The sequence below is a fragment of the Nitrospinota bacterium genome (genome assembly GCA_027619975.1).
Lineage (GTDB): Bacteria > Nitrospinota > Nitrospinia > Nitrospinales > VA-1 > JADFGI01.
Genome location: JAQCGX010000020.1, coordinates 1 through 21,759, shown reverse-complemented (window position 1 = coordinate 21,759; position 21,759 = coordinate 1). Strand labels below are relative to the sequence as shown.

General features: G+C 47.8%; 14 protein-coding genes. All 14 read left to right on the top strand.

From position 1 onward, the window contains the following. Positions 1-53: 53 nt before the first annotated feature. The 14 genes from O3C58_08470 to O3C58_08405 all read left to right on the top strand — a co-directional run bounded on the left by O3C58_08470 (position 54) and on the right by O3C58_08405 (position 21,543). Complete coding sequence (locus tag O3C58_08470; protein ID MDA0691888.1) at positions 54-3,020, top strand: ATP-binding protein; 2,967 nt, start codon at positions 54-56, stop codon at positions 3,018-3,020. A 248-nt stretch (positions 3,021-3,268) separates the two neighbouring features. After that, a complete protein-coding gene (locus O3C58_08465; GenBank protein MDA0691887.1) occupies positions 3,269-6,889 on the top strand; it encodes a homocysteine S-methyltransferase family protein in 3,621 nt (1,206 codons plus the stop codon). A 756-nt stretch (positions 6,890-7,645) separates the two neighbouring features. Continuing rightward, positions 7,646-10,078, top strand: a complete 2,433-nt coding sequence (locus O3C58_08460) for an ATP-dependent Clp protease ATP-binding subunit (protein MDA0691886.1) — start codon at positions 7,646-7,648, stop codon at positions 10,076-10,078. 178 nt (positions 10,079-10,256) lie between these two features. After that, a complete protein-coding gene (gene bamA / locus O3C58_08455; protein ID MDA0691885.1) occupies positions 10,257-12,533 on the top strand; it encodes an outer membrane protein assembly factor BamA in 2,277 nt (758 codons plus the stop codon). Positions 12,534-12,577: 44 nt separating this feature from the next. Then, positions 12,578-13,123 (top strand): OmpH family outer membrane protein, encoded by a 546-nt coding sequence (locus O3C58_08450; GenBank protein MDA0691884.1) that lies wholly within the window; start codon positions 12,578-12,580, stop codon positions 13,121-13,123. Positions 13,124-13,252: 129 nt separating this feature from the next. Further along, positions 13,253-13,681 carry a 3-hydroxyacyl-ACP dehydratase FabZ gene (gene fabZ / locus O3C58_08445; GenBank protein ID MDA0691883.1) on the top strand — a complete coding sequence of 143 codons (429 nt, stop codon included), beginning with the start codon at positions 13,253-13,255 and terminating at the stop codon, positions 13,679-13,681. 111 nt (positions 13,682-13,792) lie between these two features. Then, on the top strand, positions 13,793-14,563 hold the full coding sequence (gene lpxA, locus O3C58_08440; GenBank protein MDA0691882.1) for an acyl-ACP--UDP-N-acetylglucosamine O-acyltransferase: 771 nt from the start codon (positions 13,793-13,795) through the stop codon (positions 14,561-14,563). Then, entirely contained in the window at positions 14,563-15,537 is a 975-nt protein-coding gene (locus tag O3C58_08435; GenBank protein MDA0691881.1) for a Gfo/Idh/MocA family oxidoreductase, read from the top strand. Before lpxA ends, O3C58_08435 begins: the two co-directional genes overlap by 1 nt. Then, entirely contained in the window at positions 15,534-16,349 is an 816-nt protein-coding gene (lpxI, locus tag O3C58_08430; protein ID MDA0691880.1) for a UDP-2,3-diacylglucosamine diphosphatase LpxI, read from the top strand. The genes O3C58_08435 and lpxI overlap by 4 nt, the downstream gene beginning before the upstream one ends. A 150-nt stretch (positions 16,350-16,499) precedes the next feature. Next, positions 16,500-17,672 carry a lipid-A-disaccharide synthase gene (gene lpxB / locus O3C58_08425; protein ID MDA0691879.1) on the top strand — a complete coding sequence of 391 codons (1,173 nt, stop codon included), beginning with the start codon at positions 16,500-16,502 and terminating at the stop codon, positions 17,670-17,672. After that, positions 17,653-18,291: a lysophospholipid acyltransferase family protein gene (locus O3C58_08420; protein ID MDA0691878.1), complete on the top strand. Its 639-nt coding sequence runs from the start codon at positions 17,653-17,655 to the stop codon at positions 18,289-18,291. The genes lpxB and O3C58_08420 overlap by 20 nt, the downstream gene beginning before the upstream one ends. 391 nt (positions 18,292-18,682) lie before the next feature. After that, a complete protein-coding gene (locus O3C58_08415; GenBank protein MDA0691877.1) occupies positions 18,683-19,021 on the top strand; it encodes a P-II family nitrogen regulator in 339 nt (112 codons plus the stop codon). A gap of 179 nt (positions 19,022-19,200) precedes the next feature. After that, a complete protein-coding gene (gene glnA / locus O3C58_08410; GenBank protein MDA0691876.1) occupies positions 19,201-20,613 on the top strand; it encodes a type I glutamate--ammonia ligase in 1,413 nt (470 codons plus the stop codon). 141 nt (positions 20,614-20,754) lie between these two features. Next, positions 20,755-21,543 carry a PhzF family phenazine biosynthesis protein gene (locus tag O3C58_08405; protein MDA0691875.1) on the top strand — a complete coding sequence of 263 codons (789 nt, stop codon included), beginning with the start codon at positions 20,755-20,757 and terminating at the stop codon, positions 21,541-21,543. Positions 21,544-21,759: the final 216 nt, after the last annotated feature.

Genomic DNA, 21,759 nt, shown 5'->3' with positions numbered 1-21,759 from the left:
GAAAGATAAGCCTGTAGGTTTACCCTATCAAATAGATAAAGGGTTTCTATCGCATGATTGCGACGATTGGAAGAATAAAAGGCAGGGATATTATTCTGGTTCTGGGCGGTATTTTGTTGATGGCCGATGCCTTCGGGTTGGATATGGCCATGCCCCTGGACCTGGCCATCGGTGTGCCCTATGCGCTGGTGGTATTACTGGGTCTGTGGTGGCCGGGCCGGGATTATATCTATACGGCGGCACTTGCCGGGTCCGGCTTGTGCCTGCTCGGTTTTTATCTTTCCTTCGCAGGCGGGGAGTTGGGGCCGGCGCTGATCAATCGCAGTTTTGCCCTTCTTACGATCTGGATCGTGGCGGTGCTGTGCCTGTTTCAAAAACAGACACAAAATAAAAAATTGGAACTGCAAAAATTAATTGACCATATTGGGCAAATAGTTTCGGGGGGAAGGGCCCCGCGCGAGGAAGGTTACCTGTTCAAGAATATCCTCGAATCTCTTCTGTCATTCACTGAAAGCCGGTTTGGCGTGATTGGCGAGGTTCTTGAAAATGAAGAAGGACACCCCTGCTTCAAGAAAAAGGCAGGGATGGCGATGGACTTTTTCAGGGATGCGCCAGCCGGCCTGCCCCGTGAAGAACCTTCCCCGGAAATAGAGCCCTACAATTTGACGCCTTTGTTTGACGAAGTGATCCAGTCCGGAAAACCGTTGCTCATGAAATATGTTTCTCCCGCCGTCAGTAAAACTCCGTTGCCCGCCGGGTACGGCCCTATGGATTCGTTTATGGGTCTGCCGTTTTACCATGAGGGGCGAATGCTGGGGGTGGTCGGCCTGGCTAACCGAAGGGGAGGCTATGACAGCCTTTGGGTGGAGTATCTAAAACCGTTTCTTGCGGCGGGTGCCGGCAATATTCATTTGTTCAGAGTCGGCCGGGAACAGCGCGAAACGGAAAATGCCTTGCGGGAAAACAGCGTGAAATTGCAGGAACTGGAAAAGGACGCCGGATTGTTGCAGTCGGCAATTGATAAAAAAAATGCCCGTTTGGCCGATGTCGAGGAAGATCTGCAACGCATTGAGAAAACCTTGCAGGAAAATGAAGATCGTATTCGTTCCTTGCTTGAGGAACGAGATCAAGGGGCAGAAGAATTAAATCGCGTCAAAGAGAATTTGCAACAGGTTCAAGAGGAGCTGATGACCGCGAGGGACACCCTCCGGAATAAAGAAGCGCGGATTGCAAAAGCCGAAGAGGATCGCAATCGGACGGCAGAGGCCCTTTGGGAAAAAGAAGAACGGTTGATGAAAGTCATGGACGATTTCAACCAGCTGGAACAGGATCTGAAGGGGGAAAGCGAAACGGTCACTCGCATTGAGGAAGACTTGCTGCAGGTTCAAGACAAAATACGGGAAAAGGATCATCAGATAAAAGCAATGGAAGACCGGCTTGAAGCCGCCCAGGACCAATTGCGCGAAAAAGAACGACGGCTGGCACAGGTTGCGGATGAAATGTCGCGGGCGAAAAAGGCTGCGGAGGAAAAAGATCGGCGCTTTCTGCAAATGGAATTGGAGAGAAACGATCTGGAAAGCAATTTAAAAGGATACGAAACGCGCTTGTCCGAAGTGGAAAGGGAGTTGGCGCTCACGAAAAAAACCTTGCGCGATAGGGAAGGGCATCTGGAAAGAATAGGAAAGGAAATTAAGAGTGTTCTTGCCAGAAAAGAGCAGGATCTTTTTCCCAAAGAACCTGAGCGCATGAAACCTCGAGAGCGAGTTTTTCAAGAGGTGCGGCAACCCGCGGAGCCGGAAAAAAATGAGGACACAGCCACCCGTCTTCAGGATTTAATATCTCATGAGACCGGGCAGGGAGTTTGTGGTTTGGATTTGCAGGGCAACACAACATTTATTAATCCGGCAGGCGCCAAAATGCTGGGCTACGCCTCAGGGGAACTCATCGGAAAAAATCAGCATGCGACGATTCATCGCTCCCGTGTCGATGGAACTCCTATCCCGCCTGACCAGTGTCATATATGCAATGCTCTGGCAGAAGGCGTTATCAGCCATGTTGTGGACGAGGTTTTCTGGAGAAAAGACGGTTCCTGTTTTCCAGTGGAATATTTAAGTACCCCTATCCTGGAAAATAACCGGCGGGTCGGGGCGGTGGTCACTTTTACGGATATCAGTTGCCGGAAGTCTAATGAAGAATCGCGCGATTCGTTCAGAATCGATTTCGATCGAAAATATACAGAATCCAAGCCAGCGCTGGAAAAAAATTATGGACGATTGGAAAATGAATTTGAGAACGGGAAAAAAGCAGTCCCCAGTGTGGTACATCCCGTCAGTGAAATGGAACCCGGCAACCGGGATCTTCAAGAGTTTGCCGCCATTGCTTCTCACGACCTTCAGGAACCTTTAAGGAAAATCATCAGTTTCGGATCGCGGTTGAAAAAAGATTGCGCCCCCTCCCTGGATGATCGGGGCAAGGACTATCTGGACCGCATGGATCGGGCGGCGCACAAAATGCAGAAATTTATCGGCGACCTGTTGCAATACTCGAAAGTGACCGTTCAAACCCTGCCTTATCAGCGTGTCGATTTAAAGGAAGTGGTAGCCGATGTTTTGCTGGACCTTGAGTCACGGATTGAGGAGAGCCAGGCCAGAGTTAAAATTGATACCCTGCCTGTGATCGAGGCCGACCCGATGCAGATGCATCAGTTGTTTCAAAACCTGATATCCAATGCGCTAAAATTTCATCAGGAGGGGAAGCCTCCCACCGTCAACGTTCGCCATCGGTTGCTGGAAAACGGTTGGCATGAAATTCGCGTGGAAGATCAGGGCATTGGCTTTGACGAGCAATATTTGCAAAGAATATTCAAACCGTTTGAACGTCTTCATGGCAAAATGGAATATGAAGGCACCGGCATGGGGCTTGCCATCTGCCAGAAAATTGTTCACCGGCATGGCGGTGAAATAACCGCAACAAGTTCCTTGCGAAAAGGAACCACGTTTATCATCATCCTGCCCGTATGACAGGCCCTGTAGAGAGACTTACCGCAATCAAAAGGGACTCGCTTTAAATTTTTAGTCATTCCAACCAACAAACTATCTCCTGACCAAATCTTTTACCAGTAAGGTAAAACGAATAATTTCCTGCAGGGTGATTCGGGATAATTTCTCGATTACGTAAATTTCTGTTAACCTTAATGGTTTAGCGTGTCGAAGTGCAATAGTGAGACACTAAAAAAAGGCAGCCCTTAATTTAACCTGAAAAAATGGCAATGATGACTTTTCAAGAAGCACTGAAAAAACAAGTTTTGATTCTCGATGGAGCCATGGGGACCATGGTTCAGGATCTGGGTCTGACCGATGCCGCCTTTGGCGGACCCGACTTCAAGATGCTGACCGATCTGTTGATCTTTTCCCGGCCCGACGACCTTAAAGAAATCCACCTGAAGTACCTTAAAGCCGGCGCCAATATTATAGAGACCGACACGTTTGGTGCATCGCCATTGCGTTTGAAGGAATTTGATTTCTCCAAACTGGACCCTGCCGACATGCAAGCCGTTCCAGAGGAACTGGACTTCAGGCAGTGCGATTATGAGGCCATCACTTATCATCTCAACGTTGCCGGGGCGAAAATTGCCAAACAAGCCGTCGAGACGTACCGACAGCTTCCAGAATATGACGGTCGGCCTCTTTTTGTTGCCGGGTCGATAGGCCCGTCGAATTATGTTTTATCGAGTACCGAGGCCGATCTCAAGAAAGCTGTGTTTGCGCAAATTGTAGACAACAACCGCCGACAGGTCGTGGGGCTCATTGATGGTGGCGCGGATATTTTATTGTTTGAAACCCAGCAGGACATTCTGGAGTTGAAAGCCTCCCTCGTTGGCGCGAAGCGGGCGTTTGCAGAAAAAGGCAGGTCACTGCCGATCATGGCTCAGGTGACGGTGGATCAGTTTTCAAAAATGCAGATTTTCAATACCGACATTCACGCCGCCTATACAGCAGTCGCCGGAATGGGAATCGATGTGTTCGGCATCAACTGCAATGTAGGGCCAGAGCTTATGCGGGATACGGTGGAAAAACTCAGTCGGTTTTGCCAACATCCCATTTCCATCGTTCCCAATGCGGGGCAACCGATTTCCGAGGATGGCAGAACCTGCTACAAATTGGAACCGGAAGCGATGGCGGAAATGATGGCGGCTTTTATCAGCGAATCAGGTGTCGCCATCGTCGGCGGTTGCTGTGGCACTCGGCCCGATCATATCGCGGCTTTAAGAAAACGCATTCAGGGCGTTGAACGCAAGAGCCGTCAACCCGATCGCACAGTTTATGTTTCCGGTCCGCAGGAAGCGATCCCCCTCGACAGCTCCCAGGGGCTCATCCGCATTGGCGAACGTCTCAACGTGCGGGGCAGTCAGGTGATTCGTGAGGCGGTGGAATCCGAGGGCGGGATCAACATGGCGCCTTTGGAGGAAATCGTTCGCGAGCAGGTCAAGGATCTGGGCATCGAGGTCATCGATGTGTGCATGGACAGCAATATTGTCGAAACGGAAAAAGTTTTGCCGGAGGTGATCCATCACCTCACCAGTGATTTTCAGGGAGCCATGTGTCTCGACTCGTTTTCCGTGGAAGCCCTGCAGGAAGCGATCGAGGTTTATCCAGGGCGGCCCATCATCAATTCCATCAGTCTGGAAGAATACAGCAAGGGGCAGAGCAAGCTGGAAGCGGTGCTGTCTCTCACCGCAGAGCATCACCCGGTTTACGTCGCTTTAGTCAATGGCCCTGAAGGACCGGGGCAGACGGCGGATGAAAAATTCGACCTGGCCTTGGAAATTGTCAATCAGGCGAAAGAAAAGTTTGGCGTGACGCCGGACCAGCTTTTGATCGACGTGAATGCTTACCCGATAGGCAGTGAATCGGTGGAGGGGTTGAACTTTTGCGCAGAAACCTTGAAATGTCTGCCGCGCATCAAGGCGATTCATCCCGACCTGAAAACCAGCATCGGGGTGGGCAACCTGACCAACGGCCTGGCACAAAAACCGTATATGCGCAAGGTGCTCACCAGCGTGTTTTTGGATGAGGCGCAAAAGGCCGGATTGGACTGCGCCATTCTCAATCCCAACCACTACGTTCCTCTGGAAAGCCTCACTCAGCACGATGTGGACCTGGCAAAAAAAGTCATCCTGCATCGGGACATGGATGCCTTTGAAGAACTGGAGCGGATCGCACTGACCAAAAAAACCGGCACGGTGCAAAAGAAAATCGATTATGACGATCTTTCTCTGGAAGACCGGATCTGTCAGAAAATCCGAGACGGGTTCAAACAGAAAGAACAAGGGTCGCTGGAAAAAGATGGCGGCCATTTCGAATATCATGACCGGATCGTTCTGGAAGTCGTTCAAATTGTCGATAAACATGAGCCGCTCGAATTTATCAGCGGTTATCTCATGAAAACCATGCGTGAGTTGGGGGATGCTTTCGGGCGCGGGGAAGTCAGCTTGCCGCATCTGTTAAAAAGCGCCGACGTGATGCGCAATGTCATGACGTTTCTGGAACGGTATATGCGCATGAAAACCGGCGTCCCCGAAGGTGAGGCTCTGGAGTATAAGGGAGTGGTGGTCTTGGGCACGGTGTATCAGGATGTGCACAGCATCGGCAAGGATCTGGCCAAGACCTTGCTGGAAAACTATGGCTACCGGGTCATCGACCTTGGAGTGCAGGTTCCCCTGGAGCATTTCATTGAGACTGCCGAGAAAGAGAAAGCCGATGCCATTGGCATGAGTGCGCTGTTGGTGCAAACCTCGAACCATATGATCACCGTCGCCCGCATGTTGAAGAATGCGGGTCGCAATTTCCCCATTCTTATCGGCGGGGCTCCGGTCAACCGCCGCCATGCCGGTTTCGTGGCCATGCACGGGCAGGCGGATACCGATGTCATTCTCGATAATGTTTTCTATTGTGAGAGCGGCATGGATGGAGTCAATGTCATGAATGTTCTGCAAGACAAGGGCAACCGGGTCAGCCTGCTTGAGGAAAACCGCGAGAAGCTTATTATTGAGTATCGACGGGCCAAAGGTCTGCAAGAGGTTCACGATAAATTGCTGGAAACGTTGCCGCGCCGCAAGGTGAGTTTTAAGAAGCATGATGTCGCCTGTAATGAGTATGGTATCCATCTGGCTGAGTTCAAACTGAGCAAGTTGAGCCAGAGTCTGGATGAAAAGAGCTTGTTTTCTCTCAACTGGAAATTTGGCAAAAAATCCTCCTGGGAGCAGAAGGGGGTCACCTCAGAGCATCTCAAGGCGTTGAAAGAGGAATGGATTGAAAAGTCGGAAACCAATCAGTGGATCAAGCCACGCGCCCGGTTCGCCCTGCTTCCGGCTCAATCGGAGGGGGATGATGTGATCATCTGGGACCCGAAGGATCTGCAAAAAGAGATTGCCAGGGTGCACTTCACTCCTTGTGTCGGCAAGGGCAGGAAAGATCAATTTTCCATTGCCCAGTATTTTCAGCCAAAATCATCGGGGCAGATGGATTTGATTGGGTTGCAAATCACCACTTCTGGTTCGCAAGTGGACCCCGTCATCGAAGAGTTCAAAAGAAAACATGATTCCGAATCGGCTCTTTATCTGCAAGGGATGTGTGACCGAATCGTGGAGGACCTGGCCGAATACATTCACAATCTTCTGCGCGTGCGGTTGGGCCAGAAAAAGGGTAAGGACGGACAGAGGTACAGTCCGGGATATCCTGCGATTGTGAATCTGGTCAACAACCGGGTCATTTGGGAAGTTCTGAAGGCAGAAGACATCGGTGTGGCTTTGACCGGGTCCAATGAATTTGATCCCCCCGGCACCACGGCCGCCGTGGTGTGTTTTCATAAAGAGGCCGGGTATTCCTGATAAAGATTTCCAATTGTAAATCTTTTCAGGATTTTGCTTATCGCCTGCCTCTTGAAGCAACTTTTGCCAAACCTGGTAAACAGTCGCAGTTTTTTCTCACCTCAGTCCGCCACTCTGACGGGCTCTCTCTTCCTGAAGAGCCCACATTTATCCAAAGCGCTCATAAAAAAACAGGTGGGTCTGTCGTCCAAGTTAAGTTTTTCGAGATGTCTGTGCAATACCTGGATTTTTTTCGGGGTTTTTGGTCAGGGCGCACAGTCATTGTTTTGACAGGTAGCCAGGATTTGACGTTAAAAATTCCCCACTTACTTTCTCGATTTCGTCAGTGAAATTTTTTTTCAGAGAAAATTTTGGTTTTTTTTTAGGTTTGTAAAAAAGCCATCAAGGGTGGTTTTCTCAATAGTTTTTTATTCATGAAGATCGTTGGAAAAACAGGCCGATTTTCATCGAAAACAGAGCCTGAAAATGACAGAACCGGATACGGGGTCTGTGCGAAAAAAGTTATCGGCCGACGCTTGAAGGATTCCGGCCCTATTTTCCGATTTCTGTTATGGGGGCGATATGTTGAAACCATAAAGGTTATAAGGGGTTAAGGCAACTGGAACGGGGAGAAATAAATCCTTGTATAATTGGCTCCTTTTGCTAAACTAATAGAGGTATCAAACAAAAAAACAGAGTGCTTCACCAGTCCGGAACGAACCCTCCCGACCTACCCAAGCACAGTCCCGCAAAATTTTTAAACGAGGTGGTTGAATCATGTTCAAACGATTCACAGAAAGAGCCCGTAGGGTCATAATCCTTGCACGTGAAGAAGCTGAACTCTACCGTCATGAATATCTTGGAACGGAACACATATTGCAAGGTGTTGTGAAAGATGGCGGCGGCATTGCGGTAGCCATTATGCAAAAGTCGGGAGCGGATCTCAGGGAGCTTAGAAAAGAACTTGAGAAAAATCTTCCCCGTAGTTCCAACTCCTTGATCATCGGAGATATTCCTTTCACATCGCGGGCAAAGAAAGTTTTGGAATTTGCGGTGGAGGAAGCCAGATCCCTGAATCATAACTATATCGGGACCGAGCATCTACTTCTGGGGTTGCTTAAGGAAAAGGAGGGGGTTGCTTGCAGGGTTCTTAATAGTTTTGGGATGTTTTTCGATGATGTGAAGGAGAAGATCGCTGAAATGTTCAAGGAGCCTACAGAAAGCTCCAGAGAAGTCGGTAAGACCCCGACCTTGGATGAGTTCAGCCGTGATCTCACGAAGATGGCGATTGATGGAAAGCTGGACCCCATCATAGGCCGTTTCAAGGAAATTGAGCGGGTGATTCAGATTCTGAGTCGGCGCACAAAAAACAATCCGGTTTTGATTGGCGAGCCGGGAGTGGGCAAAACGGCCATTGTCGAAGGGTTGGCTCAGATGGTGGTGGAAAAGGAAGTTCCCGATACATTGTTTAACAAGAGAGTTGTTTCTCTGGACCTGGGTTCGTTGATTGCGGGGACGAAATACCGGGGGCAGTTTGAAGCGCGTCTCAAGGGAATCATGAAAGAAATTATGCAGAATGAAAATATCATTCTTTTTATCGACGAGTTGCATACCTTGGTTGGCGCTGGTGCCGCTGAGGGGTCGGTGGATGCCTCCAATATGTTGAAACCCGCTTTATCGCGCGGGGAAGTTCAGTGTATAGGCGCAACGACTTTGGAAGAATACCGGAAATACATTGAGAAAAACGGAGCGCTGGAGCGACGCTTCCAGCCCGTCGTGGTGAATCCGCCGTCGGTTGAGGAAACCATTGAGATCATCAAGGGTTTGAAAGTGCCTTACGAAATGCATCACAAAGCCAAAATTACCGACGAGGCCATCGTCACGGCGGTGCGATTCGCGGACAGGTATATCAGTGATCGATTTTTGCCCGATAAGGCGATCGATGTGATCGATGAAGCGGGGTCCCGCGTGCGCCTCAGAAAAGTGACCCAGTCGCCGGAGATGCGTCAGATTCAACGGGATATTGACTCTCTGATTCGGGAAAAGAAAACTTGTATTGAGGGTCAGGAATTCGAGAAGGCTGTGGATCTGCGTGACAAGGAAGAGAAGCTTCGGGAAACGCTTGAAAAGGAAAGAGAGCGATGGGAAGGCGACCAGGACTTGAGCGAACCCTCCATCACGGAAGAAGATATCGCCGCTGTGGTTTCAAGCATGACAGGGGTTCCGCTTTCCCGGATTGAGGAAAAAGAAAGTGAGCGTCTGCTCAATATGGAAGAAGAATTGTCTTCCAAGGTTGTCGGGCAGAGCGAGGCGGTCAAGGTGGTCACCAAAGCGATTCGCCGTTCCCGATCTGGACTGAAGGATTTGCGTCGGCCGATCGGCACCTTTCTCTTTCTTGGGCCGACAGGGGTGGGGAAAACAGAGCTGGCGAATGTCCTCGCCGAGTTTTTGTTTGGTAATAGGGATTCCCTGATACGCCTGGACATGTCGGAGTATATGGAGAAGTTTAATGTTTCCCGTTTGACGGGTGCTCCTCCCGGTTATGTGGGTTATGAAGAAGGTGGGCAGTTGACGGAAAAAGTACGGAGAAAACCCTACTCCGTAATACTGTTCGATGAAATCGAAAAAGCCAATCCTGATGTGTTTCATCTTTTGTTGCAGATCATGGATGATGGCCGGTTGACGGACAGTTATGGGCGGGTGATTGACTTTAAGAACACCGTGATCATTATGACCTCCAATATCAGTTCCAGAAGCCTGGATAAAGGCACTACCTTAGGGTTTCACAAGGACAATGCTGAGTTGAATTATGAAAAGATGCAAAAGGAAATCAAGCAGGATTTAAAGAGAACGTTTAACCCTGAGTTTTTAAATCGGATCAGCGAGATGGTGGTGTTCCGTCCCTTGGACTTGGAACATATTGTGGAAATTCTGGACGTTCAGTTGAAGCTGGTCAATGAACAGCTCATTCAGCAAGGCCTCACCATGGAAATGAGTATGGAGGCCAAGAGATGGCTTGCTGAAAAAGGTTACGATAAAACCTTTGGCGCCCGTCCGTTGCAACGTGCCATTCAAAAATATCTTGAAGACCGGCTTTCAGATGAAATGTTGAAGGGTCGGTTCAAGAGTGGCGGGCATATCAAGGTTGGTTTGCGGGGTGATGAGCTTGTGTTCACCGAAAAATCCGCCGGGGCTCTAAATGCTTGTTGAGGCGTATTAGAATCCCGCTGGGAATTTAAATTTAATTTCAGCGGTTATGGATCCATTCATTGAAAAGTATTAAGCTTTCTTGCCTTAAACTGATTGAAAGCTTAATACTTTTTTTTGGCCAAAATTGCCTGCGTTAAAACTTCCGATTAATCAAGGAATTTGAGAATATTTTAAAGAAATGACGAAAGTCTCCAGGTTTTTTCTATCCATTTTAGTCGTTCAGTTTTTTCTCCTTTTCCCTGCGTTGGGTTTTGCCCAGGAAGGAGAGATCGTTCAATCCTTGAGCATCCAGGGAAACAAACGGGTCGATGATTCGACGGTTCTCTATTATATCAAGACAGAAATTGGTAAACCCCTCTCTCGCCAGCAAATCCGCAAAGACATCGAACAAATTTACGACCTGGGTCAATTTAAAGACATTCAGGTGGATACGCAAAGCGTGCCGGGTGGGTTGAATGTCATCTTTAAGGTGGTGGAGATCGCATCCATTGGTGATTTAAGAATAGTTGGCAATAAAATAATAGACTCGGAAGATATCCAGGAAAAGATAGGATTGCGCCGTGGGGCTGTTTTTCACGATCAGCAAGTTGCTGAAAGTATTGAAATGATAGAAAATCTCTATCACGCGAAGGGTTATTTTTTTGTTGAATCCAAGATCGAAACCGAATTGACTCCTGAAAATCTGGTTGAAGTCACGATCCACATCAAGGAAGGCGGGAAAGTAAGTGTTGAGAAAATCAGGTTTTCCGGTAACAAAGCCTTTGCAGATAAAGAGCTCCGCAAGCAAATGGAGAGTAAGGAGAAAACCTGGTATTCCTGGCTGGATGAATCGGGAGTCTACCAAAAAGATATCCTGAAACTGGACTTGTTTCGAATCGAAGCTTTCTATCAGGACCGTGGTTTTGTCAGGGTGAGTGTGTTGGAGCCCAAAATCGATGTCAATAAAAAAGACCAGGCAATCTATATAACCATCCCGGTGGTGGAAGGGGTCCGGTATAAGGTCGGAAGCATCGACATTAAAGGGGACGGTACTTTTACCGATGAAGAACTTCTGGGAGCGGTTCAGTCTAAAAAAGACGAGTGGTACAACGTATCAAGGCTTCGTGAAGACGTTTTAAAAATTTCCGATCTTTATTCTACCCAGGGTTACGCTTATGCGGATGTCAACCCGGTTACCAAAATCGATGATGATAAAAAAACGGTGAGCCTTGGCATAGAAATTGCGAAAGGTAAAAAGGTTTACGTCGGTAAAATTAATATTCAGGGGAATGTAAGTTCGCGGGATAATGTACTACGCAGGGAATTTCGTTTGCGGGAAGGCGATTTGTTCGACAGCGAAAAGCTGAGACGCACCAAGCAGAGGCTCAATAATACCCAGTTTTTTGAAGATGTTAAGATAGACACGGGTCGTGGCGAAAAGCCCGATTTGATCGATGTTACCACGACAGTGACCGAGCGTCCCACAGGGTCAATTTCAGTGGGTGCCGGCTTCAGTTCTGTTGAAAAAGTGATTTTTACAGGGTCCGTTTCGCAGAACAATCTGTTCGGCAGAGGGCAGAGTCTTGTTTTTTCTACCAGTTTGTCCGCTATACGGAGTGATTTTAATTTGGCCTTTACGGAACCCCGGATATTTGATACGGACATTCTAGGGGGAGTCGATCTTTTTAATAGAAAAACAAACTTTTTCAGCTTTTCATCCAGAAGCCAGGGGGGCGGGTTGCGCCTGGGGAAATCCCTCACAGAGTATGACTGGGTTGGGTTGAATTATCGTTTTGAAAATGTAGAGGTTTCAGATGTTAATCCTGGCGATGAGACGGCATTTCTAAAAAATGAAATCCGGACCACCAGCCGCATAGTTCCAAGCTATGTGCGCGATACACGGGATGACTTTTTAAATCCTTCCAAGGGTATGAAGCATGTGTTACGATTTGAATTCGCCGGCGGGCCGCTTGGTGGTTCCGATTTCGTAAAATCCGGGTATGAATTTACCATCTACCGCCCAATTATTGGGAAGTTGGTGGGCGCCATTCATGCTGAGTTAAATTATGCTGAAGATTATAATGGCGACACTTTGCCCGCATTTGAGCGCTATTTTATGGGAGGTCCCAACAGCCTGAGAGGGTTCAATATACGGGATGTGGGCCCTAAGAATGCTACAGGGGATCCCATTGGCGGAACGCAATCCCTGCTATTCAATGCAGAACTGCAGTTTCCCTTCTCAAAGTCCTTTCGCGGGTTTGCGTTTTATGACCGGGGCAATGTTTATGGAAACGGTACCAATATCTCCACAACTGCGGAAAATATCAACCTGGTGGAAATGCGGCACAGCGTTGGTGTGGGATTGCGTTTTCTCAGCCCGTTTGGTCCCGTTGGTTTTGCTTATGGATTCAAGCTCGACCAAAAAGACGGAGAGGATTTGACGGCATTTCACTTCACGGCCGGCAGCGCTTTTTAGTTTATTACAATTTAAGCATTTTAATTTTGAGAGGGATAATCTTCATGCAGCACGAACTGACTCGGTCCATCACAAAACTTGGTCGCCTCTTGTCAATCACAGTATTGGCATGGGCGTTAACGGTTAGTATGGCTACAGCCGCCTCCACACCCAAATTTGGTTTCATTGATGTCCAGAAAGCCATTTCCAGCACTAAAGACTGGAAAAATGGGTTTGCCGCTTTCAAAGCCAGCTTTCAAAAGCAAAAAAGCGTGATATCTCAAAAAGAAGAAAAAATAAAAAAGATGCTTGAGGATCTGAATAAGCAGAGCTTTGTGCTGGACCCAACACTTAAGAAGCAAAAAGAAGATGATTTTAGAAAAGAAAAAGTTGCATTCGAGCGTTACGTAGAAGACCAGAACAACGAGTTTGGTAAAAAAGAAAAGGAAATGACTCAAAAATTATTATTGCAAATGATAGAGATTGTCCAGGCAGTGGGTAAGGATCGTAACTATTCTATGATTTTAGAGAAAAAATCAGTCCTTTATCTCGATGAAGGAAACGATATTACCGATTTGGCTGTAAAAGCTTACGACCTTAAGTATAAATAAGATCTCAGGTGGGAAACTGGTTTTGTGGATGACAGATTCAGGCTCAAGTAAAAAAGCCGGGGAGGTTCTCCCGCCGACCCTAAAGTTGTCATCTTAAAATGCTATTTATTTTTAAAACAAATTACTGCCATGATGGACATTAATGAAATCAAGCGAGTCATTCCTCACCGCTATCCATTTTTGATGGTCGATCGAGTGACCGAATGTGACATGGAGTCCCGGATCGTAGGGATCAAAAACGTGACCGCCGACGAACCGTTTTTTCAAGGACATTTCCCCGAATTCCCGGTGATGCCGGGCGTGTTGATCATTGAGGCGCTGGCCCAGGTTGCGTGTATTCTGGCCTTAAAAATTCTTAAGAAAGAAGGTAGCCCTTCTGTTTTTTTTACTGGAATTGACGCCGCCAAATTTCGCAAGCCGGTGGTGCCGGGGGATCAGTTACGGCTTGAGTTGAACAAGATAAAACAGAGAGGAACCCTGTTTCGGTTTCAGGCTGAAGCCTATGTCGGCGATGCACTGGTTACTGAGTGTACTTTGCAGGCAATGCTTGGAAAATAAAATCCGAAGTACCATCCTTCGAAGGTTGTTTATTACCCATCCCGTCCCCGCCTGTGGTTCCGGTGGACCTGTACTTCTTCGCCAAAGTGAAACCTTTCAGGGTTGTTTAAGATGACAATTCATAAGAGCGCCCAGATCGATTCGAGTGTGGTCCTGGGGGAAAATGTTTCCATCGGACCCCATTCAATTCTTGAACCCAATGTGACCGTCGGCGATAATACGGAAATTGGTTCTCACGTCCTGATCTGCCCCAATACCGTGATTGGTAGCGGTTGCCGAATTTTTCATGGAGCGGCTATCGGAGGCGAGCCTCAGATCGTTAATTTTAAGGATGTGTCATCCTCCGTCGAAATCGGAGATGGCACGGTCATCCGGGAATACGTGACCATTCACCGGGGGGCCAAGGAATCCCAGAAAACGAAAATTGGCAATCATTGTCTGCTGATGAACTATGTGCACATCGCCCATGATTGTGAGATTGGCGATCACGTCATCATCGTGAATTATACCGGGCTATCAGGACATGTGCTGGTGGAAGACCATGCGTTTGTTTCCGGCCAGGTAGGTGTGCATCAATTTGTTCGCATCGGAAAGTTTGCGATGGTGGGGGGGAAAGCGGCCATCACCCAAGATATTCTTCCCTTTTCGCTTGTCGAAGGCGCTCCGGCTCGATTGGTCAGTACCAATTCGATTGGTTTGCGGCGGAAAAATTTCAAACCCCCGGTTCGTGCCGCCTTAAAAAATGCTATGAAATTATTACTGGACCCCGAACTCAACACATCACAGGCTATTGAGAAAATAGAAGAGGAAATTGGAATGGGGGACGAAATCCGATATCTTATCGACTTCATTAAACAATCATCACGAGGGATTACGAAATAATGGGTCAGGTGAAAGCAGGTGTCATTGGCGTGGGTAAGATGGGGGAATACCATGTCGGGGTCTTATCGGAAATGAGCGAGGTTTCCCTTGTCGGGGTGGCGGATATTGATGAGGGGCGAGCCCGCACCGTCGCCAAAAATTATTCCTGTTCTTATTTTTCCGATTACCGGGATATCTTTAAAGAGGTGGATGTTGTTGTCATCGCTGTTCCAACCTCATTACACTATTCTGTCGGTAAGGATTTTCTCAATGCCGGTATTCACGTTTTGTTGGAGAAGCCCTGCTCCGACAATTTAGATCAGGCCAGAGAGCTGTTTGATATCGCTTCCCGCAAAAAATTGACACTTCACATTGGCCATATAGAGCGGTTCAATGGCGCGGTTCAGGAACTCCATAAAATTGTGTCCCAACCAATTTTTGTGGAATGCAAGCGCATGAGTTCCTACAATGAACGCATCAAGGATGATGGGGTGGTTCTGGATGTTATGATCCATGATATCGATATTGTCCTGAATCTAATCAAGTCCAAAGTTGTGAATATCCATGTGCTTGGAACTTCCGTGTTTTCCAGGAAAGATGATCTTGTAAGTGTGCAACTGGGATTCGAAAATGGTTGCATTGCCAACATTGTCGCGAGCCGCGCTTCACAAAATAAAGAAAGAACCCTTTCCGTCACCCAGAAAGATTCCTATGTTCTTTTGGACTACACCGATCAGGAAATATATATTCATCGACAGTCTTCTTCCGAGCATAAACTCAGTAAAGGGTCCCTCATGTACAAACAGGAGTCCCTGGTGGAACGCATTTTTGTTCACAAGGAAAATCCTCTCAAGCTGGAGCTTCAGCATTTCATCGACTGCGCTAAAAACGGAAGTCCGCGAAAAGTAGCCGTCGATAATGAACTGTACTCTTTGGAGATTGCCTTGAACATTCTTTCTAAGTACAACCAGCTTGGAAACACCCCTGGTGCATGAACGAAACCCAACCTTCCCGGATTGGCCTCATTGCCGGTGCGGGTGAGATCCCCATCTATTTTGCGCGTAAGGCATCGAAAAATGGTGTCCGTATCGTATCCATTGGGTTTACAGATGAAATCCATACCCGACTGGCCCCCTTTGCCGAGAAGTCCTATTCCATAGGAGTCGGCAAAACCTCAAAGATATTTAAAACCCTGAAAGACGAAAACATCCGGGAAGTTATGATCCTCGGAAAAGTGGACAAGAGCGTTATTTTTCGTCTCCAGATGTTTGACATGCGGACGCTAAAATTCCTGAAAAACCTGAAGAACAAGGAAGACAAAACCCTCATGCTTGGGGTGATCGAAGAAATGGAGAAAGAAGGATTCCAGGTTTTGGATCAACGTGAGTTCTTAAGAGAAATTTTTCCTCCTCAAGGAGTCTTATCCCGTCGTCAACCCTCCAAAAGCGAAATAGAGGATATCGAGTTTGGGTTGCCGATTGCAAAAAAACTGGCGGATATGGAAATTGGACAAACCCTGATCGTTTGCAATAAAACGGTCATCGCTGTGGAAGCGATTGAGGGAACGGATCGTGCCATTGAAAGAGGATGTGCCCTGGCCAGGGGAAACGCTGTTGCCATCAAGGTCAGCCGAACCGATCAGGATTACCGTTTCGACAGTCCGGGAGTGGGGCCTCAAACCATTGAGGGACTTGTCAAGGGCGGAGCCAGGGTTCTGGCGCTGGAGGCGGAACGAGTGATGCTGGTCGATCAGGCAAGAGTTGTGGAAATGGCCGACCAGGCGGGATTGTCCGTGGTTTGCGTGTGATGTTCGGCTCTTGCTCTCTTTTAATTCCATTTAACATGAATAAGGGCGCCTCAAAAAATTCGACTTGAACTATGAATCAACTTCTTGGAATAAGAGGTTGGTGATTGCAAAAGCCAAAAAGTGTCATTTTTTTGAGAGCCACATTATTAAATGCCCAAAAAATCATTGCGTATCCTTATTGTTGCCGGGGAAGCTTCCGGTGACCTGCATGGAAGCCACTTGGTGGAAGCCATAAAATCTTTTCACCCCAAGTGCCGGTTTTTTGGTGTGGGCGGTAAGAAGATGCGTGCGGAAGGTGTGGAAACTTTTTTCGATATCGAAAGAATGGGGGCGATCGGAGCCATAGAAATTCTCGGAGAACTGCCGCTTTATATAAAAGTTTACCGTACGCTTGCCGCCGAAATATCTTCAGGGAAATATGACGCCGCCATCCTCATTGATTATCCCACCTTGAATCTCATGCTGGCAAAATTGTGTGAACGGGCAAAGGTTCCTGTATTTTATTTTATCAGTCCGCAAATCTGGGCCTGGCGTAAAGGCCGGATCAAACAAATTCGTGAGACGGTCAGCCGAATGTTTGTGGTGCTTCCATTTGAAGAGCGCATGTACCTGGAAGCGGGAGTGGATGCCGAGTTTTTAGGCCACCCCTTTGCCGACAAGGTGCATCCTTCCATGGACACAGAGGATGCCTGTGCAGAATTTAATTTGGACTCCCGCCAAAAAATCATTGGTTTGCTTCCGGGCAGTCGGAAAAATGAAATCCAATCCCTGTTGGATGTCATGCTTGAGGCGGCGGAAAAAATTCAAAATGAATTGGGAAACTGTCAGTTTGTCCTTCCCATTGCGGACTCCATTGATCCTGAAATCATTAAGCGGAAGTTAAAAGGGAATCCCTTGAACATTCGTCTCGTTACGGGAAAAACCTATGATGTCATGAATTGTTGCGACTTTCTCATCATCGCCTCCGGGTCCGCCACTCTGGAAGCGGGAATATTGGGATGCCCCATGGTGATCATTTATAAACTCAACCCCGTCACTTACTTTTTGGCCAGAATCCTCATAGATACGGAGATGATAGGGCTGGTCAATATTGTCGCCGGAGAAAAGGTGGTTCCAGAATTGATACAAGGGCAGGCGACTGCCGAAAACATCAAACAGGAAGCCATGGCACTTCTTAAAAATCCTGAGCGGTTGGAAGCTATGCGATCACGTCTGTTAAAAATCCGCGAATCTCTCGGAGAACCAGGGGTGATGAACCGAGTGGCCGAAAGTATTTGCCAATACCTCGATGAGCCTTCAGGACATGAAAAAATTTCTCAATAATTATTTGATTCCCTACCTTTTATTTGTCATTTTCCGTATTTGGTGTCTCACACTGCGGTTGCACCACAAAAATCCAGAGGGGGAAGCGTATATCCGCCGGCTTTCCGGACGGTTTATCATTACCCTGTGGCATGGCCGGATTTTCTATATTTTTTATCATATTCGTAAAATACCCGATTTGTACCTGTTGATCAGCCCCAGCCAGGATGGAGATATTTTAGCCCGTCTTGCCCAGTTGATGGGGTATGCGGTCATTCGCGGGTCTTCCTTTAAAAAGGCGGTTCCGTCTGCCCGATCCCTGATCAAGGTGCTGAGGCGGGAGGGAAGGATTGCCATCATTGCCGACGGGTCGCGCGGACCCCGTTGCAAGGTGCAACCGGGGATTTTGCAAATAGCCGGTATGACTGAAACCCCGGTGGTTCCCTTGACTTTTTCGGGCAAACACAAATTAGTTTTAAACAGTTGGGACCGGTTTATCCTGCCTCTGCCTTTTACCCGCTGCGCCGTGAATGTTGGCAACCCCATGCACCTCACCCGCCAAATTGTCGAAGACTCCCTTCAGGAAAAACAGATGGAACTGGAAAATGGCCTGAATCAGTTAACTCTGGATTGTGATTAGTTGATCCGGGAAAAGCCTCATTTTGTATCATTTTTTTCGAGTAATTGATTAAAAACCGGGCAATTCTAGCAATTGAAATTGCTCGGTCAATGGGGTATAGTTTTAATTATTTTTAAACCCTTTGGAAATTAGTTACTTAGAGTTCCCCCCCTGACTCTATGACTTTCCTTTTTGTTGGCATGAGAATTGAATGTCATTTTATTAGGGGAATAATTGCCTGTGAACCAAATATCTTCATGGGCTATAAAGTCAGGTGATAAAAAAATTATTCGAGCAATTCAGCGTGCTCTGGTAACCCATTGGAGTGTTGGGCGCGTTTAAAAGGGGCATGGGAATTGTATAGCCCAGGCCGGATATTCGAATCTGGGGTGTAAAAAAGGGGATAAAATTTATGAAGAAGGTTGAGGCGATTATCAAGCCGTTCAAATTGGACGAAGTGAAAGATAAATTAAATGAGATCGGGGTCAAAGGCATCACGGTCAGCGAAGTGAAGGGATTTGGCCGCCAAAAAGGGCACACCGAATTGTACCGGGGCGCGGAATATGTCGTTGATTTTCTTCCCAAAATCAAGTTGGAGATCATCATCAGCGATGGTCAGGTGGAAGATGTAATCAATACTATTATGTCTGCGGCCCAAACGGGAAGAATTGGCGACGGCAAGATCTTTGTTACCGACCTGGTGGATACCATCCGTATTCGCACTGGTGAGAGGGGCGAAGAGGCGATTTAAAAGCAACTCTTGCCGTCAGTGGAAAAATACGGTATTTTCCTTTGCACCCTAAATATATACCCCAATCAGTCTGAACCGGTTTCGTATTACGAACCCCAATGAGGGAGAGGCCGGGGGAGATTTTTGCCGATGATGAATGAATTGGTTTTTATAAAACTATTTTGTAACAGGAGCGTTCGATGACCCCGAAGGAAGCGGTTGATTTGGCAAAAAAAAATGATGCCCGAATTGTGGACATGAAGTTCATAGACCTTTTGGGCACGTGGCAGCACTTTTCGGTTCCTATCAGTGAATTGGAGGAACATCTGTTTGAAGAAGGGCTGGGGTTTGACGGTTCCAGTGTGCGTGGATGGCAGGCGATCAATGCCAGCGACATGCTCGTCATCCCTGACTCCACAACGGCGGTCATGGACCCCTTCATGGAAATTCCTACAATCAGTATGCTTTGCAACATCGTTGACCCGATAACCAAAGAAAAATATACCCGAGATCCCAGGAATATCGCGCAAAAGGCCGAGGCGTATCTGAAGTCTACGGGCATTGGCGATACGGCTTACTTCGGCCCGGAAGCGGAGTTTTTTATTTTTGATGATGTGCGTTATGACCTTGCTTCCAACCACTCGTTTTATCAAGTGGACTCTGAAGAAGGGACCTGGAACACGGGCAGCGATGATGGCCCCAACCTGGGGCACAAGCCGCGTCATAAGGAAGGCTATTTCCCTGTGTCCCCTGTAGACACCTTTCAGGATATGCGCTCTGAAATGATGCTGTTGATGGAAGATGTGGGGATGGGTATGGAATGCCACCATCATGAAGTGGCCACCGGCGGACAGAACGAACTCGCCATGAAGTTTTCATCTCTGGTCAAGACCGCGGACAATCTGCAATGGTATAAATACATTGTCAAGAATGTTGCTAAAAGACACGGTAAAACGGCAACCTTCATGCCAAAGCCTCTGTATGGTGATAATGGATCGGGCATGCACGTCCATCAGAGTGTATGGAAAGATGGCAAGCCGCTTTTTGCAGGCAACGGTTATGCCGGTTTCAGTGAATTGGGTCTCCACTATATTGGCGGCATCCTGAAACATGCACGCGCCATTTGTGCTATTACAGGGCCAACCATCAATTCTTACAAACGGTTGGTGCCTGGGTTTGAAGCTCCCGTGAACCTGGCTTATTCCAGTCGCAACCGGAGCGCGGCCTGCCGCATTCCCATGTATTCCCCAAGCCCGAAGGCCAAGCGTGTTGAGGTTCGCTTTCCGGACCCTTCCTGCAACGGGTATCTGGCCTTTGCGGCCATGCTGATGGCGGGATTGGACGGCATTGAAAATAAAATCGACCCCGGTGAACCGCTGGACAAGGATATCTATGCTTTGGGGCCGGAAGAGCTGGCGGGAATGCCCACCCTTCCCCATTCACTGGATGAAGCGTTGGCCGCTTTGGAAGAGGATCATGACTTTCTCCTGAAAGGTGACGTTTTCACTCAGGATGTGATCGACCAGTGGATCGATTACAAAAGGGAAAAGGAGATCACTCCGATGAGACTGCGTCCGCATCCTTTGGAATTCCATTTGTACTACGACTGTTAAGCAAAGTAGTGATTCAGGGTTAATCATTAGGCCCCTTGGGTAATTCCCAAGGGGCTTTTTTTTATTCAGGTTATAATCCTGCTGGCCAGGAAAAGTGTTTTTGCCGGTTGGTATTAGCATTGGCTTTATGGGTGCAAAATTGTGGGAATAAAAATAATTCAGATCGACGCTTTTACCTCGGAACCTTTTAAAGGCAATCCCGCTGCCGTTTGTATTTTAGATACGCCTGGAGATGCGGCCTGGATGCAAAATATTGCCAGAGAGATGAATCTATCGGAAACCGCTTTTATCGTTCCAAAACCCAACGCTTTTGATTTGCGCTGGTTCACGCCAACGACGGAGGTGGATCTTTGCGGCCATGCGACGCTGGCCAGCGCCCATGCGCTATGGGAAGAGAGTGTCCTGCAAACGGATCAACCCGCTCATTTCAATACCCGCAGTGGACTCCTGACGGCGCACCGCCGGGGTCAATGGATCGAATTGGATTTTCCCGCAAATACGGTTGAAAACATTCCGCCTCCTGAAGGCTTGATGGCGGCGTTGGGTGTGAACGCAAAATTCACCGGCTGGGATGGAACAGATTATCTGGTTGAGGTGGCATCCGAATCTATGGTTTGCACCTTGAAACCGGATTTAAAGGCGCTCAAAGCTTTTCCGGTCAGGGGAGTCATTGTGACCAGTCGGTCGGCTTCAGAAAAATATGATTTTGTCTCCCGGTTTTTCGCGCCTGGGGCGGGAATTGATGAAGACCCGGTGACCGGATCGGCGCATTGTAGTTTAGGGCCCTATTGGGCAGATCAGCTTGGCAAACAGAAATTGTTTGGGTACCAGGCTTCCACCAGGGGCGGTTTTGTGCGGGTTTCCTTGAACGGGGACCGTGCTCTTCTTGAGGGACAGGCAGTGACTATTTTTCGTGGAGAGTTGTTATGAAGAACGTCAGCTTTAGTTTTTAGTTTGCCGGTGGCGCCTTTTAAAGAGGTTTCGAAAATTCAACTAAGAGTATCGCCACCTCCTGTTAAAAATGGGTTAGCACTGGTTATAGGCAAAGTTATCAATTTGTAAAAGTCACCCTAACAGGTTGCTGAAAAACTATTTTTGGGACCTTAAAATGTTAATTTCAAGTTTACTGTTAATTTAAGAAAACCA